The sequence below is a fragment of the Adlercreutzia sp. ZJ242 genome (genome assembly GCF_011038995.1).
Classification (GTDB): Bacteria; Actinomycetota; Coriobacteriia; order Coriobacteriales; family Eggerthellaceae; genus CAAEEV01.
In genome coordinates this window covers 79,271-93,936 of record NZ_JAAKEE010000004.1, presented here as the reverse complement: position 1 = coordinate 93,936, position 14,666 = coordinate 79,271, and the positions used below count along the sequence as shown (strand labels likewise).

At 63.1% G+C, this 14,666-nt stretch carries 15 protein-coding genes; 14 read left to right on the top strand and 1 reads right to left on the bottom strand.

All coding sequences use genetic code 11. The features are described 5' to 3' along the window. Positions 1 to 16 precede the first annotated feature (16 nt). The 4 genes from rlmB to G7Y49_RS02395 all read left to right on the top strand — a co-directional run bounded on the left by rlmB (position 17) and on the right by G7Y49_RS02395 (position 3,341). Positions 17 to 787, top strand: coding sequence for a 23S rRNA (guanosine(2251)-2'-O)-methyltransferase RlmB (gene rlmB / locus G7Y49_RS02410; RefSeq protein ID WP_165170857.1), 771 nt, complete (start codon positions 17 to 19; stop codon positions 785 to 787). Between the two features lies 1 nt (position 788). Beyond that, positions 789 to 1,331 (top strand): NYN domain-containing protein, encoded by a 543-nt coding sequence (locus G7Y49_RS02405; protein WP_165170855.1) that lies wholly within the window; start codon positions 789 to 791, stop codon positions 1,329 to 1,331. Positions 1,332 to 1,698: 367 nt separating this feature from the next. After that, a complete protein-coding gene (locus G7Y49_RS02400) occupies positions 1,699 to 2,433 on the top strand; it encodes a helix-turn-helix domain-containing protein (RefSeq protein ID WP_165170853.1) in 735 nt (244 codons plus the stop codon). 5 nt (positions 2,434 to 2,438) lie between these two features. Next, entirely contained in the window at positions 2,439 to 3,341 is a 903-nt protein-coding gene (locus G7Y49_RS02395) for a DUF4097 family beta strand repeat-containing protein (RefSeq protein ID WP_165170851.1), read from the top strand. A gap of 84 nt (positions 3,342 to 3,425) precedes the next feature. Here the strand turns inward: G7Y49_RS02395 and G7Y49_RS02390 are convergent, their stop codons facing one another. Beyond that, the gene (locus tag G7Y49_RS02390; protein ID WP_165170849.1) at positions 3,426 to 3,833 is read right to left on the bottom strand and encodes a pyridoxamine 5'-phosphate oxidase family protein; all 408 of its coding nucleotides are present in this window, start codon (positions 3,831 to 3,833) and stop codon (positions 3,426 to 3,428) included. A gap of 237 nt (positions 3,834 to 4,070) precedes the next feature. On the opposite strand from G7Y49_RS02390, the gene nrfD (G7Y49_RS02385) reads away from it, so the two are divergent. From nrfD (G7Y49_RS02385) to G7Y49_RS02340, 10 genes are all read left to right on the top strand, one after another. Continuing rightward, a complete protein-coding gene (gene nrfD, locus G7Y49_RS02385) occupies positions 4,071 to 5,042 on the top strand; it encodes an NrfD/PsrC family molybdoenzyme membrane anchor subunit (RefSeq protein ID WP_165170847.1) in 972 nt (323 codons plus the stop codon). Further along, positions 5,043 to 5,528 (top strand): GntR family transcriptional regulator, encoded by a 486-nt coding sequence (locus tag G7Y49_RS02380; RefSeq protein WP_165170845.1) that lies wholly within the window; start codon positions 5,043 to 5,045, stop codon positions 5,526 to 5,528. After that, positions 5,509 to 6,552 (top strand): slipin family protein, encoded by a 1,044-nt coding sequence (locus tag G7Y49_RS02375; protein WP_165170843.1) that lies wholly within the window; start codon positions 5,509 to 5,511, stop codon positions 6,550 to 6,552. The genes G7Y49_RS02380 and G7Y49_RS02375 overlap by 20 nt, the downstream gene beginning before the upstream one ends. Before the next feature lie 104 nt (positions 6,553 to 6,656). Beyond that, on the top strand, positions 6,657 to 7,262 hold the full coding sequence (locus G7Y49_RS02370) for a nucleotidyltransferase family protein (RefSeq protein WP_165170841.1): 606 nt from the start codon (positions 6,657 to 6,659) through the stop codon (positions 7,260 to 7,262). Further along, complete coding sequence (locus G7Y49_RS02365; RefSeq protein WP_165170839.1) at positions 7,243 to 7,620, top strand: DUF86 domain-containing protein; 378 nt, start codon at positions 7,243 to 7,245, stop codon at positions 7,618 to 7,620. The genes G7Y49_RS02370 and G7Y49_RS02365 overlap by 20 nt, the downstream gene beginning before the upstream one ends. 397 nt (positions 7,621 to 8,017) lie before the next feature. Next, on the top strand, positions 8,018 to 10,429 hold the full coding sequence (locus G7Y49_RS02360; protein ID WP_165170837.1) for a molybdopterin-dependent oxidoreductase: 2,412 nt from the start codon (positions 8,018 to 8,020) through the stop codon (positions 10,427 to 10,429). A gap of 10 nt (positions 10,430 to 10,439) precedes the next feature. Beyond that, positions 10,440 to 11,057, top strand: a complete 618-nt coding sequence (locus tag G7Y49_RS02355) for a 4Fe-4S dicluster domain-containing protein (RefSeq protein WP_165170898.1) — start codon at positions 10,440 to 10,442, stop codon at positions 11,055 to 11,057. Between the two features lie 13 nt (positions 11,058 to 11,070). Further along, a complete protein-coding gene (gene nrfD / locus G7Y49_RS02350) occupies positions 11,071 to 12,312 on the top strand; it encodes an NrfD/PsrC family molybdoenzyme membrane anchor subunit (protein WP_165170835.1) in 1,242 nt (413 codons plus the stop codon). Between the two features lie 267 nt (positions 12,313 to 12,579). Beyond that, positions 12,580 to 13,413 carry a molecular chaperone TorD family protein gene (locus G7Y49_RS02345; RefSeq protein ID WP_165170833.1) on the top strand — a complete coding sequence of 278 codons (834 nt, stop codon included), beginning with the start codon at positions 12,580 to 12,582 and terminating at the stop codon, positions 13,411 to 13,413. A gap of 398 nt (positions 13,414 to 13,811) precedes the next feature. Next, on the top strand, positions 13,812 to 14,627 hold the full coding sequence (locus G7Y49_RS02340; protein ID WP_165170831.1) for an endonuclease domain-containing protein: 816 nt from the start codon (positions 13,812 to 13,814) through the stop codon (positions 14,625 to 14,627). Positions 14,628 to 14,666: the final 39 nt, after the last annotated feature.

The window sequence follows — 14,666 nt, the reverse complement described above, 5'->3', positions numbered from 1 at the left end:
TCGAAGAGGCAGTCCCATGGCAGACTACATAGAAGGCAAGCGACCGGTCGTCGAGGCGCTGCGCACGCACGTGCCCGTGAAGCGCATCCTCATGGCCGACAACGTCCAGCGCGACGGCCTGATCACCGACATCCTGCGCAAGGCGCGCAACCTCGACGTGCCGGTGACGAGCGTCCCGCGCAAGAAGCTCGACGAGCTGTCCGACCACGGCAGCCACCAGGGCGTCGTCGCCGAGGCCAAGCCGTTCGAGTACGTGAACGTGACCGCCGTCCTCAAGGCCGCGCAGCGCAGCGCCGAGGAGCACGGCGGGCGCGCGCTCGTGGTGGTGCTCGACCACATCACCGACGCGGGGAACCTCGGCGCCATCGCGCGCTCGGCCGAGTCGGTGGGGGCTGCGGGCATCGTCATCCCCAACAAGCGCGCGGCGCGCGTGACGGCCGCCACCTACAAGAGCTCGGCGGGCGCCATCGCGCACATCCCCGTGACGCAGGTGGCCAACATCTCGAGCTGCCTCGAGCGCCTGAAGAAGGAGGGGTTCTGGGTGGCCGCCGCCACCGAGCACGCCGCCGACTACATCTGGGACGCCAACCTCAAGGGCAAGATCGCGCTCGTGTTCGGCAACGAGGGCGAGGGCGTGTCGAGCCTCGTTCTGGGCAACTGCGACTTCGGCGTGAAGCTGCCGCAGGTGGGCGACATCTCCTCGCTCAACGTGGCGCAGGCGTCCACCGCCTGCATGTACGAGTGGCTGCGGCAGAACCGCACGGCGGCCGAGGGGCTGCGAGGGTAGCGTGCCGCGCCAACGCAAGAAGCTGCTGATCGTCGACGGCTACAACGTGCTGCGCTCGGGCAGCCGCTACAAGCTGGTCTCCGCGACGCACCCCGACTACACTGACGACACGTTCAACACGGCCCGCGAGCGCCTCATCAACGACGTGGTGAACTACGCGGGGCGCGAGTGGCGCGCCATCATCGTGTTCGACGGCGCGTACAACGAGTTCTCCCAGGGCGAGGTGGAGACGGTCGGCGGCGTGCAGATCATGTTCTCGCCGGCGGGGCAGTCGGCCGACAAGGTGATCGAGAAGCTCGCGCACGACGCGCGCGAGCGCATGATCGAGACGCTCGTGGTCACCTCCGACGCCACCATCCAGGACACCGTGTTCGGCGGCGGGGTTGACCGCATGAGCGCCGAGGGATTCTCCCACGAGGTGGGCATGTACTACACGGAGGCGCGCCTCGACGAGGCCCCGAAGGTGGCGCGGAAGAACACGGTCGCCGACCGCATCAGCCCCGAGGCCCTCGCCAAGCTCAAGGCCCTCCGGGACGGCAGGTAGGACGCGCGGCGTCGCCGCTTCTCCCCGGTCGTCCCGAGCGAGCGAAGCGAGTCGAAGGGCCTGGCCGCGAGCGCGGGCGCGAATGCGAGCGTGAACGCGCTCGCGAGTACGAACGCGAGCATGAGCGCAAGCGCGAACATGAGCGCAAGCACGGAACGCGGGCGCTCGCGTCATCATGCGTCCTTTCAGCGTCGGCTCTTCCAAAGGGGCCCACGTTTTTTTATTTCGCGCGAAACACCTGGTCAGGGGTGATTGCTACCAGCGGTTGCGCAAAATGGCTATCAGAGTTGCTGGCAGGTGGCTGGACGCTACCGTAATCTGGGAAGGCGAGACCAACATGACAGTCGCGAAGAGGAGAGGTTCCCGCATGAACAGAGAGATCGCCCCGCGCCTTGCCAGCTTGCGGCGGGAGAAGGGCCTGAGCCAGGAGGAGCTTGCCGCGCAGCTGGGCGTGTCGCGGCAGGCCGTGTCGAAGTGGGAGCGCGGCGAGGCGGCGCCCGACACGGGCAACCTCGTAGCGCTCGCCGACCTCTACGAGGTGACGCTCGACAAGCTCGTGCGAGGGGAAGAGGGGAGGGCGCCGGCGGAAGAGGAGGCTCGGACGGAGGTTCAGGCTGAGGCGGAGGCCCAGGTTCGGGCGGAAGCGGAAGCCCAGGCCGAGGCGGAGGCTGAGGCCGAGGTCCGGGCTCAGGCAGAGGCCGCGCCTGAGCCCGCGTTGCAAAACGAGCCGCAAGATGAGTTGCGAGCCGAGCCGAAGGCGCTCGCGTCCGCTCCCGAGTCTGCGCCTGCTGCATCTGTGCCTGCGCTTGAGCCTGCGCCGCAGCCTGCCGCTGCGCCCGCGCCGGTGCCTGCCGTGTCCGCACCAGCACCTGAGCCCGCTCCGGCCGTGCCCGCGCCTGCCCCTTCGCGCTCCTCGCGTGGCGCGTGGCGCTCTTTTCCCTACCCGGTGGCGTGCGCGCTGTTCTACCTGCTGACGGGGTGCTTGTTCGGATGGTGGCACCCGGGGTGGCTCGTGTTCCTCACCATCCCGCTGTATTACTGGATCGCGCGCATCATCGAGGATGACCCGAACTATCGCGCTGAGCACAACGGACAGGGGTAGGTGCCATGACCAAGCTGACGAGGAAATCACGCAACAAGATCATCGCCATCGTGGTGTGCGGCGTGCTCGTGATCGGCGGGCTGGGCGCCTGCACGACGAGCTGGGCTCATCTGGGGCCGTGGGGCCTGTGGGCCGCGCCCGCGCCGGCGGGCGAGGTCGCGGCGAACACGAAGGAAGTCTCCACCAGGTACGTCGATGCTGGCGAGGTGCGCTCGCTTGACATCGACTGGGCGGCGGGCTCGGTCATCGTACGTGTGGCTGACGATAGCGAGACGGACGGCCGCGTCAAGCTCGTGGAGCGGCAGACGGGCATGATCGCGCGCTCGCAGCAGATGCAGTGGTCAGCATCAGGTGGGGTGCTGAGCGTGCGGTACGGCATGCCGGGTGGCTTCTTCGGCTGCATGGCCGTGAACGGCGTGAGGCACCTGGAGGTGGTCATCCCGCGCAGCACGGCTGACGAGCTGCTTACGGTAAAGGTCAACGGCGCGTCGGGCTCCTACGACCTGTCGGGACTCGCGTGCGAGACGCTGAGCCTCAACGTGGGGTCGGGCGGCGTCAAGGTGGCCGACGTGCGAGCCGACGTGCTGGACCTCGGCGTGGCGAGCGGGCAGGTGGACGTCGCCGGCGTCTTCTCGCAGAGCGTGCGCGCTGACGTGGCAAGCGGTCACGTCAGCGTGGCGTGCGAGCAGGTGATGCCGGGCGACGCGCGCGTCAACGTGGCGAGTGGCCAGGTCGACCTGGCGCTTCCCGACGAAGGCGGCTTCACGGCGGTCGTGGAGAAGGTGTCGGGCTCGTTCTCGTGCGCCTTCGACGCACGGCAGAGCGGGAACACCTACGTCTACGGAGACGGGAAGGCGCGCTTCGACTTCGGCATCGTAAGCGGCCGCGTCGCGCTCAACGCCAGCTAGCGCGTCTGCCCCTCGCCAGGCTTGAGGTCTTGCCGGACGGGGGCAGACGCCCTGCTTGGCGACGTTGCGCTTATCGGCGCTGCGCTAGGCGATCTGGTCGCCGGCGGTGGGGCCGGCCGCCGAGGTGTAGACGGCGTCGACGTGCACGAACACGCCGCCCTTCGCCTTGATGGGCATGCCGATCTGCGCGAACTTCGCGTCGGCCTTCGCCTTCTGCTCCTCGAGCTCGGCTCCCTCGGCTATGCGCGCGGTGCCGTGGATCTGGTAGGCGTCGTGCCCCTCCCAGAACGCCACCGCCACCTTGGCGTTGGCCAGCACGTTGGCGTGCGTCTTCTTGAAGAACTGGTCGGACAGGTAGATCGTCTCGTCGTCGATGACCCACTTCATGCCCACGATCGACGCGTTGGGCTGCCCGTCGGCGGTCGCGGTGGCGAACGCGACGGCGGGCACCTTCTCGAACAGCTCCTTGACTTCCTGCGGCATAACGGCCATGATTCATCCTTTCTCGCAGCCTTTGCTTGCCAGGTAAATAGTACGCCTTTTCCATGTCCCCTTCGCCCAAATGGGAAATCTTGTCGCTGCGCCAATCTCCAGGGGCTCTCATGGCGTACAATGCCGTTGAATTGTCCTAGGATAATTCAACGAAGTCAAAGGGTGGGCCCGAAGCGCCTCGAGGCGTGACGGTGAGGTGCTTCGGGGCCGAGAACCTGCAAGCGGAAGGAGGGCGTCGTGTTCAGCTCGCTGGTGACGTGCTATCTCTTCCTCGGCGGCACGGGCGCAGGCGCTTGCTTCATCGCGAGCATGCTCGCGAAGCTGTCTCCGCGTGGGCTCAGGGAGAGCGCGGGCGAGGCCCGATCGTATCAGCGCCTGCTCGCGCCGAGCTTCGCTGCGGCGTTTGCCCTGCTTGCGCTCGGCGTGCTTTGCCTCATGGTTGACCTGGGACGCGCCGACCGTCTGTTGCTGCTGGTCACGAGTCCGACGCTCGTGCACATCACGGTGGGTGCGTACGCTCTTCTCTTCACGCTCGCGCTCTCCGCGGCGCTCGCTCTCTTGTGGCGCCGTGCGCGCCTGGGCGCGTCGGCTCGCGCGTTGCGCTCAGCGCTCGAGGCGGTCTCGCTCGTGACGGCAGGCGTGACCATGGCGTACACGGGTCTTCTGCTGCAAGCGCAGGCGGCGGTCCCGCTGTGGGCGAGCCCGTGGTTGCCTGTGCTGTTCGTGCTGTCCTCGCTGTCATGCGGTGCGGCCGCGACGCTTGTGACGGCGCAGTTCACGGGTGCTGCGCGAACGTTCTCGCGCGTCTTCGCGCGCATGGCATCCGTCGACGCGGTTCTCATCCTGCTCGAAGCTGCGGTTCTCACGGCTCTGCTCGCGACGGCGAGTCGGGGCGGCGTGCTTGACGGCCAGAGCGCGCTTGCCGCGCAGACGTCAGCGGAGATGCTCACGGGAGGTGCGCTCTCCGAGGTCTTTTGGGGCGTCCTCGTGGCTGCGGGCCTGGTTGCGCCCTTCGTGCTCGATGTGGTTGTCGCGCTCAGCCGACCGCCATGGCCGGCCCGATACTCGGCGGCCGATGCCCTGCGCGTGCAGCTGCCTGGCATCTCGCTGGTCGCTGCAGCGTGCGTTCTCGCGGGTGGCGCAGCGCTGCGCTTCTGCATGGTGGAAGCGGGCATCCATCCCATCGTCTCAACTCTAGGAGTGATGTAAATGTTTCCCTTCGAAGTTGATGAGCAAAGCGACCTGCCCCTGTGGGTGCAGCTGCGTCAGCGGTTGATCTACCTGATCAATTCGGGCTACTTCAAGCCGGGTGACCAGCTGCCTACGGTGCGCGGGCTGGCATCGGACATATCCATCAACTACAACACGGTGAACAAGGCGTATCTGAGCCTGGTGTCTGACGGCTACCTGGAGTCCGCGCGCGGGCGTGGTGTGTTCGTGCGCGACCTCGCGGCTGAGGTGGGCGAAGAATTCGGGCAAGACGTCGAGGCCGTGATGGACGAGTTCATTAACGCATGTCGTGACCTGGGGTTGAGCTATGACGACATGCTGGCGCGCATAGCGCATCGCGTCAAGCAGCGCAAGTTCGAGGAAGCGCATGCGGCGCAGGGCGACATGCCGGGTGGTCGCGGGCGCATCGTGGAAGTGGAGGTAGGCGTGCGGAAGGGAGGCGACCATGCGGCGTTCGGAGGATAAGGCGGGCAGGCCTGCGGGAGGCGGGCGCGCGTCGCAGGGAGCTGATGTGGGTGCTGCGGGTGGTGGCACGGGTGACGCTGGACGGACGGCGCGGCGCTCGTGGCGCGTGGTGCCCGACAGCCAGAGCGGCTACGCCTATACCGAGGTATCGGGCGAGCGGGCGTCGAGCGCAGGCGTGCTGCTGTTCTCGACGGTGGTCTTCGCGGTGGTTTTCGTCGGGGCATTAGGCACGGCATATCTGATTGAAGGCAGGATCGGCCTCGCAGGCATTGGCGCAGCGCTCGTGGCGGCGGCGCTCATGACGTGCTCGGTGCACATCGCGCAGGAGTGGGAGCGCGTGGTGGTGCTGCGTCTCGGCAAGTTCAACCGCGTGTCGGGGCCGGGTTTGTTCTGGACGTTTCCCGTGGTCGAGCAAAACACCATGCGCGTTGACACGCGCGTGCGCGTGACCACCTTCGGCGCTGAGGAGACGCTCACAAGCGATCTGGTGCCGCTTGACGTGAACGCGGTTCTGTTCTGGCACGTGTGGGATGCGAAGTCGGCATGCCTCGAGGTGGGAGACTTTACGCGCGCCGTTGAGCTGGCAGCGCAGACGGCCCTGCGCGACGCCATAGGGCGCGGCGGAGCTGCCGAGGTGGCTATCCGCCGTCAGCAGCTCGACCGCGAGCTCAAGCACATGCTTGAGGAGAAGGTGGCGCCGTGGGGCGTGACCGTGCTGTCCGTTGAGATTCGCGACATCCTCATGCCGTGCGATCTGCAAGAGGTGATGTCGCTCGAGGCTCAGGCTGAGCAGCGCAAGAAGGCGCGCATCATCCTCATGGAGGCCGAGCAGGACATCTGCGAGATGGTGGGCGAGATGGGCGCGGCTTATGCCGAGAATGACGTCGCGCTGCGCCTGCGCGCCATGCACTTGCTCTACGAGAGCGTTCGCGAGACCGGCGGTACCGTGGTGGTCCCCTCGAGCTTCAGCGAAGGTTTCGGTGACATCTTGGGGGAGGTCGGAAAGGCTCCCTTGGGGAAGTAGTCTGGGCGTATCGGGGGCGGGGTGGCAGGAGGACGCCTCATGCATTGTGCCCGTGCTATAATCGCTTTGCGCTTGGTACCAAGCGATTGGCGAAAGGAGAGCCCATGACGCAGTCGACGTTGGCCAGACCCCAGACCGTGCGCATCTCCAGCAAGCGGCAGATCACCATCCCCTCGAAGCTCTACAAGAAGAAGGGCTTCGCTGAGTATGCATGGGTTGAGGAAACCGAAGAAGGCCTGCTCCTCAAGCCGATCAACGTCGAGGACGGGGACGTCTCGCTGTTCGTGTTGCGCCAGCTGGTTGCGGCGGGCTATGAAGGCGAGGAGCTCGTCAAGCGCTATCAGGAGGCCTGTCCGCGCGTGGTGGGCCTGCAGCCTTTGGCGGTGGAGAAGATCCTGGTGTCTTCCGGCGAGCGTGTGCGCGAGGCCGTCGCCCAAGCTGCCGCTGCGTTTCCCGCGATCAGGAAAGCATATCTGTTCGGCTCGTTCGCGCGGGGGACGTTCAACGACGAAAGCGACGTTGACGTGCGCATCGAGTACGATGCTGACGGCTCGTTCAGCTTGCGCGAGCTCGCGCAGTTCCAAAAGCGCATTGAGCAGGCTACGGGTCGCGAGGTTGACGTGGTGTCGGCAAAGCGGCTGAAGAACCGAAATCTTGAGGCGGCGATCGAGAGGGAGAAGGTGCTCGTCTATGAGCGCGAAGAGCAGTGACCTTGCGCGGCTGCAGGAGATCTACGACGTGATAACGCAAACCAAGCGCCAGATGAGGGCGCTTGGCATCACGCGGGAGCGTTTTCTTGACCCTGGGGACGACCAAGACGATCTGGTGGCGGAAGGCATCATGAACCGCGTGTTTCGCGTGACCGAAGAGGCGGGGCGTCTCTCCGAGGAGGTCGTGGAGCGGTACGGGTTCGATCGTCACGGCGTGCTGGGCGTGCGCAACCGCCTCGCTCATGCCTACGGAGACGTTGATCGGGAGATCATCTGGCTTGTCGTGGAGAACGACTTCGACGCCCTGCTGAGGTCGTGCCAGAGGTACTGCGACGACAACGGCCTTGAGCTCGAATGATCTTTGACGCGAGCTCTCGGTGCCAGCGTCGGCGTTAGTGCCTTCGCCCGCAAGACGGCTTTCTTTGCTCTGAAAATTGTCCTATGATAATCCTTGATTGTCATAGGACAATGCTGCTATAGTAATTTCAATGGAATTTGGCCGATTCTATCGTGACGTAAAGGGGCGAGCAGCTTCGGGAAGCTGCTCGCGAGGAGCATCGATAGTTCGAGCCTTAAGCAATAGGCGGCATGCGCAGCTGCCTGGCGAAGGGGAGAGCGAAGCTGAACGCAGGAAGACGCGGCGCTGCAAACACGTGAGAGGAAGCTGTTCCGCGTGAGACGTTTCCGCCTCTCAGGTGGATTTGCCCCGCCCAACGCGCTCGGCAAGAGATGCTCCGCCAGTTCTAGGAGGAGAAATGTCAACAGCGAACAGCTCGCAGGGCGGGCTCACGCGTCGAAGCTTTCTCAAGACGGCAGGGGCGGCGGCTGGCGCCGTCGGCCTCGCAGGCGCCGCTGGCATGACCAGCACGAGCGGCTGGCTGGCTCCGGCTCAGGCTCACGCCGAGCCCGAGGAGCGCATAGCGTACACGTTCCACTATCGCCATTGCCAATGCAACTGCCATCTGAAGTGCACGGTGCGTGATGGGCGTTTGGCTCTGATAGAGCCGAACGATTGGCCTGACAAGCGCAACGAGACCATTTGCGTGAAGGGCATCTCCGAGCTGCAGCACACTTACAGCTTGGAACGCCTGCAGACGCCCCTTAAGCGCGTGGGAGAGCGTGGCCAAGGGGAGTTCGTAGAGATCTCGTGGGAGGAAGCTCTCGATACGATAGCCGACGAAGTTAAGCGGATCCAAGAGAAGTACGGTAAAGACGCGATATGCACGATGCTTTCCGTGGACTCCCTCTCGGTAAACTTGAATAGGCTCTTGGGATCTCAGGAGAAACCCCATTCGGGAATAGACATTGGGCTTGGAAACGGCTTCTCTCCTGCGCTCGCCGAGCCGAGCAATCAGGGATCGGCATCTAACGAGTTCCGTGATTGGAAGAATGCGAAGACCATTCTCAACGTGGGTTGCAACTCGCTCGAGACCTGCATGGTTACTGCTCGCTATTTCTTCGACGCGAAGGACGCGGGCGCTGAGATCATCACGATCGACCCCAACTTCAGCACGACGGCGGCAAATAGCAGTCGATGGATACCGATTGAGCCGGGGACTGATGCGGCACTCTACAGCGGGATGATGTCGATTATCCTGGATAACGGTTGGTATGATGAGGACTACCTCATCGCGAATACCAACCTGCCGTTTTTGGTCAAAACATCCGACGGCTCGTTGCTGCGCGATCATGAAGCGACGAAGGGGGAAGACCCCGCCTCTAATCCGTTCAAGGTAATAGACCAGAAAACGGGAGAGGTTCGCTCGTACAATGCAGATGGCATATCAGCCCAGCTCGAAGGCACCGTCGTTATCGAGGGTGAGCAATATACGACCGCTTTTGCCCTGCTGAAGCAGAAGATGGCGGAATGCCCTGCAAAATGGGCTGCCGAGAAGACCGGTATTCCAGAGGAAACCATCTATGAGATAACGGAGAAATATGCCTGCAAAGGACCGTCTATCCTCTCGTTTGGCTTCGGCGGAGCCGATAAGTTTGCGAATGCTGACGTGTCTGGCCATGCTGCCGTGACGCTTGCGACATTGGTGGGATCGTTCGGAACGGGGATTCCAGGACGTGGAGCCGGAGCTTACGTCAAGGCTTACCATAATGGCCATGCCTCCGGAAGCTTCCCTGCTTGGCCGTTGCCGAGCGAATGCAAAACCTCGGCCGCTCCGAAGGACAGCGTAGACATGCGCGACGAGAACAGCAGAATCCATATGATCTGGCTGCAAGACGGTGCCTTCCAGCAGAGAACGGCCAACCAGAACAGGACCAACGAGTGGGCGAAGACCCTTGACTTCATCGTCGCGCAGGAGATATGGCATACGCCTTCCGTGGACTGGGCTGATATAGTGCTTCCGGTTTGCTCTCATTTCGAATGCGAAGAGGACATCGGCATGCTCCGCTCGTTCAGGGGCCACGTGCTGCTGCAGGAGAAGGTGCTCGACCCCCTCTTCAACAGCCATTCTGATTTCTGGATCGAAAACGAGCTCGCTAAACGCCTTGGCTATGGTGACGACGTGCCCCAAAGCACGGAAGAGCTGGCTCGATGGCAGCTGGACAATCCCAAGGACAAGGCGCTCGAGGGAATCAGCCTCGATGATCTCATCGCGAATAACGGCATCGTTCCCATGAACAATCAGCCTGAGATATATCAAAGCTACGGGAATCAGACCTACAAGACGCCGTCAGGGAAGATAGAGGTCTATTACGAGAATCTGGCGGACTGCGGACAGGCGATTCCCGTCTACGAGGAGCCGAACGAAGCATATGCCTCCAACCCTGCGAGAAACGATTACCCGCTGCAGTTCTTCCAGAGGCGTACGAGATACCACCTGCACCAAAACCTCGTTGACTCCACCTGGATACAGCAGTTTTACTCGCCGCGCGTCGAAATGAACCCCGTAGATGCGGAAAGCCGCGGTCTTGCTGCGGGAGATGTCGTCGAGGTGTTCAACGGGCGGGGATCATTCAAATGCCCTTGCCTTGTAAGCGAGTCGATACGACCGGGAACCATCGCCATGGTTGAGGGCGTTTGGGACAAGTATATGGACGAGGGGTCGCTGCAAAACGTTACGAATGATTACGCGAACCCGCGCGGGCAGAAGCTCAAGAACGGGCGCGTTATTCCGTATAACGACACGCTCGTTGAAGTGACGAAGGCTTAGGTGATGCGTGATGACAAGATACGGAATGGCGATAAGCCTCGATCGGTGCAATGGTTGCAACACCTGCACGGTGGCTTGCAAGATGCAAAACAATGTCCCCATGGGAATGATGTGGAACAGGATCGTGAACGAGGGGTGCGATAGCGAAATAGCGGCCCGAGGCGCTTACCCCCATCTTGAACGCACTACGATTCCCATTGCCTGCCAGCATTGCGAGAACCCCGCGTGCCAGCGCGTGTGCCCTACGGGTGCCACGTATAAGGACGACAAGGGGCGTGTGCAGATCGACTACGACAAGTGCATCGGCTGCCGCATGTGCATGGCGGCGTGTCCCTACAATGCACGTGTGTTCAATTGGGAAGACCCTGTTCGTGACCCCGACTTCAATTACGGCGACAAGGACGTGCCGGTGCGACCCAAGGGCGTGATGGAGAAGTGCACCATGTGCAAGGAACGCACCGACCGTGGCGATGAGCCGATGTGCGTGCGCTGCTGCCCTGCGGAGGCTCGTACCTTTGGCGATCTCGATGACCCGAACTCCGAGGTTTCCCGCCTTATCCGCGAGAAGAGCGCCTACGTCCTGTTGCCTGAGCAGGGCACGCGCCCGCAAGTCCATTATTTCAACTGAGGAGGTGCCTAGAATGCAAACTGCTTCACCTAAGTTCAAGATCGCCGTGGGCGTGCTCGGCGTGCTGGCTGCAGCCGGCGTGGCTGCGTGGATATACCAGCTCATGGGCGGCCTCGGCGTCACCGGCATGAGCAACGGCACGTCGTGGGGCCTCTACATCACCATGTTCATGCTGTTCGTGGGCCTTTCCGCCGGTGGCCTGATCGTGGCCTCCTCGGCGAGCGTGTTTCACATCACGAAGTTCAAGGCCGTGGCCCTGCCTGCCATCATTTTGTCAACGGTGTGCATCTGCGTGGCTGGCATGTTCGTGCTCATCGACATGGGCGGCATCCAGCGCGTGTGGCGCATCATCACCGGGCCGAACCCCACGTCTCCGCTGTTCTGGGATATGTGCGTGATCACCATCTACCTGGTGCTCAACATCCTGTACCTGGTGTTCATGACCAAGCACGGCGTTGATTCTCACAAGGTCGAGGTCGTCTCGCGCTTTGCTCTGCCTGCCGCCATCTTGGTGCACTCCGTGACGGCGTGGATCTTTGGCCTGCAGCTGGCGAAAGAGTGGTACTCGGCCATCATGGCGCCCATCTTTGTTGCGTCGGCTATGGACTCGGGGCTCGCGCTTCTGCTGGTGGTGCTCGTGGCGCTTGACGCCGCAGGGTGGTTCAAGTTCTCGCGCGAGCTCATGAAGTCGCTCGCGGGGCTGCTCGCCACCTGCATCGCGATCGACGCGTTCCTCATCGGCTGCGAGGTGCTCACCATGGCGTATCCGGGTGCGGCGGGTGCTGAGGCGCTGGCCATCATGCTCGGTGGAGCCACCGCGCCGTTCTTCTGGTTTGAGGTCGTTGGCGGTCTGCTCGTGCCTTTCTGCGTGCTGGTGTTCGCGAAGAACCGCGCCAATACGAAGCTCGTGGTGGCTTCGAGCGTGCTGGTGGTTCTGGGCGTGCTGTGCAAGCGCGTGTGGCTGCTGCTTACGAGCTTCGTGGTGCCGAACGTCTACGGCGCACCGGGCATCGCAAGCGGCTCGTCGGCCGCTGCGCATGCGACTGGTGTCGATACGTGGGCGGCGACCAGCTCGTACGCGCCTACGTGGGTTGAGCTCGTGGTGGTTGCGGGCGTGCTGGCGCTTGGCGCGCTCGCCTTCATGCTGCTCGCTCGCAAGATGCTGGTTGAGGGAAGCGGCAAGGAAAAGGCGCGGGTCGCCTCGGCTGCTGGCAAGGAGGCCGCTTCAGCTGCTGGGGCTGAGGCTTCCGCCTAGGATTCGGCCTGCCGTTTCCCAGCTGCCGTCCCCGTTGGGTTTTGCCTTCCCGGCCTGACGGCTCCTTCGCCCCCCTAGCTTGTTGGGCAAACCCCCTTACCCCTCCCTGGTTCGATAGGCAAGCCCTCTTCACCCTCCTCGGGCTTGCCTATCAGCTTTCCGTGCGCTTTCCTCTTCCGACGAAGAGGGCCGAAGTCGCGGCTTTCGGGCGAGGCGCGCCTCTCTGCGCCGCCTGGAAGCCACCATCGAAGAGAAGGTTTCATCGCTATGCTTTACTCGCAAGATTGGCAAACGCTTTCTGCGGCATACGCATTTATCGGGAACTCCCTGCTCATGCCCATGAACCAAACGTCTCATGAGGGGGTAGACCCTGAGTTTTGGGCTGTCTTCCCTGACTTGGGCGACGGGGCCGTGCGCGCCGCTGCCGACAAGCTCAGTGGGTGGGCGCGTCGTGTTGGGGAAGCCGGTGAGGAGGCTGCTGTGCAGGAGGCTGCTGTGGAGCACACCCGCCTGTTCGTAGGCCCGCCCAAGCCGGCTGCTGCTCCTTGGGAGACCTTTCACCGGGGATCTTCCGAGGTGAGCGTGGGCTTCAGCCGGGCCACATACGAGATGCGCGCGCTGTTGCGAAAGGCGGGCCTCGAGCTGTCGGGTCCGTCCAACCAGTATGAGGACCATATGGGCGTGGAGCTGCTTTTGCTCTCGGAGCTGTGCCGTCAGGCTGCTGAGGCAGCTTCGGCACGGCAGGTAAGCGATCCTGACCTTGAACTTAGACTGGAACTTGGATCTGAGCTGGAGCCTGAGCCTGAGCCTGAGCCTGCCTCTGCTCTCGAATCCGAAGCTGAGTTTGACTCCGGATCTGATCAAGCTGTCGAACCCGGTCTTGCCCCCGATCCTGACCTTGACTTCGCCCTGACTGCCGAGTCTGCCAAGGGGCTCTTTTCCTTGGAGGCGCAAGTACGCGCGTTTATCGAGGAGCATCCGCTGGCATGGGTGGATCGTCTCATCGAGGCCGTACGCGCTGGCGCTCCGAACGGCTATGTTGATGGCTTGCTGAGTTTGGAGCGAGCCCTGCTTGAGTGGCATAGGCGACAGCTTGGCTAAGACAGCTTGATCAAGGCTCCTCGAGGAAGGACACTCTGAGGTTTTGGCTTCGGCCTTTGGCCCTTGATTCCGACTAGGGAGGTTCCGGCTAGGTAGATTGATGTGCTTTCCAGATGAGGAAGTTGCAGTGCTGCTCCGCCATGTTCCCGCTGGATTGCTGAGAAGATTCGCCAGATATCCGCCAGGTTGGGACGCGCTCTTCGACAGCTTCGCGTCATGCTTCGGTGGAGCCTTCTTGCAAGACGTGCGAAACGGTCCCGTGGTACTGTTTCCGCATGAAGCTTTTCCTCACTGGCATATCGGCAGCTCAATGGTGGTCGCGCGCTCAGACGCGAGGCTTGCCCTCCAACGCCTTCGACTACCAGGCTCTTGCCGACTGCTCCCCAACGGCTTCCTCCTTGAAGTATCTTGAGCAGGCCGCGCCTTACGTGGAGAAGCCCTATCAACTCCTCGTCCCTTCGAAATGCGATACGAGGAAGGCCGAAGGTGTCGAGACGCATGTTTCTGCGTTTCGGTACGGTGCGGGCTCGTTCATCCGCGTGGCGAATGGCCTGTACGTCGCATGCCCGGAGCTTTGTTTCGTGCAGCTGTCGGCGAGCGAGCCTTTCCTCGACGCAGTGAGCTGGGGCTACGAGCTGTGTGGAGCTTATGCGGTCGACGCAGGCGAGGAATCAGGTCTTTCGGGACGTGCGCCGCTCACCACGACGGCTGCCATCGGCGACTATCTGAGCAGGAACCCTGGTTTGCGCGGGCTGCCGTCGGCGCGACGGGTGCTCGCGCAGGTTCGCGACGGCTCCGCATCGCCTCGCGAGACCGATCTGGCGATGCGCATGACGCTTCCGGGCAAATGGGGAGGATACGGCATTGGCGGAGCGCGGCTGAACCTTCGCATTGACATGGGGGCTCGGGCTCGGTCGCAGACAAGCCAGGGCTATTACGTAGCCGATATGTGCTGGCCGGAGAAGAAGCTGGTCGTTGAATATGATTCCGACCTTCACCTCACCTCGTCAGGGATTGCCCATGACGCCGCGAAGCGCCGCGCGCTGGAAGCGGCTGGGTACAAGGTCATCACGGTGACGAGGCTCCAGCTTGACAACCTGGTTGAGATGGACCGGATCGCACGAGCGATAGCCCGCCGTTTGGGGATTCGTCTCCGTCCGCAAGCTGCCGACTTCAGGCAGCGTCAAAGCGCCCTGTTCTCCGCTCGGGCATAGCTGCTTGCGCCGCCAGTTTGCTGACGAGCGCCGTGAAAC

Coding starts and splice junctions, on each gene's coding strand:
- rlmB (WP_165170857.1), top strand. CDS start 17: ATGGCAGACTACATAGAAGGCAAGCGACCGGTCGTCGAGGCGCTGCGC.
- G7Y49_RS02400 (WP_165170853.1), top strand. CDS start 1,699: ATGAACAGAGAGATCGCCCCGCGCCTTGCCAGCTTGCGGCGGGAGAAG.
- G7Y49_RS02395 (WP_165170851.1), top strand. CDS start 2,439: ATGACCAAGCTGACGAGGAAATCACGCAACAAGATCATCGCCATCGTG.
- G7Y49_RS02390 (WP_165170849.1), bottom strand. CDS start 3,833: ATGGCCGTTATGCCGCAGGAAGTCAAGGAGCTGTTCGAGAAGGTGCCC.
- G7Y49_RS02380 (WP_165170845.1), top strand. CDS start 5,043: ATGTTTCCCTTCGAAGTTGATGAGCAAAGCGACCTGCCCCTGTGGGTG.
- G7Y49_RS02375 (WP_165170843.1), top strand. CDS start 5,509: ATGCGGCGTTCGGAGGATAAGGCGGGCAGGCCTGCGGGAGGCGGGCGC.
- G7Y49_RS02370 (WP_165170841.1), top strand. CDS start 6,657: ATGACGCAGTCGACGTTGGCCAGACCCCAGACCGTGCGCATCTCCAGC.
- G7Y49_RS02365 (WP_165170839.1), top strand. CDS start 7,243: ATGAGCGCGAAGAGCAGTGACCTTGCGCGGCTGCAGGAGATCTACGAC.
- G7Y49_RS02360 (WP_165170837.1), top strand. CDS start 8,018: ATGTCAACAGCGAACAGCTCGCAGGGCGGGCTCACGCGTCGAAGCTTT.
- G7Y49_RS02355 (WP_165170898.1), top strand. CDS start 10,440: ATGACAAGATACGGAATGGCGATAAGCCTCGATCGGTGCAATGGTTGC.
- nrfD (WP_165170835.1), top strand. CDS start 11,071: ATGCAAACTGCTTCACCTAAGTTCAAGATCGCCGTGGGCGTGCTCGGC.
- G7Y49_RS02345 (WP_165170833.1), top strand. CDS start 12,580: ATGCTTTACTCGCAAGATTGGCAAACGCTTTCTGCGGCATACGCATTT.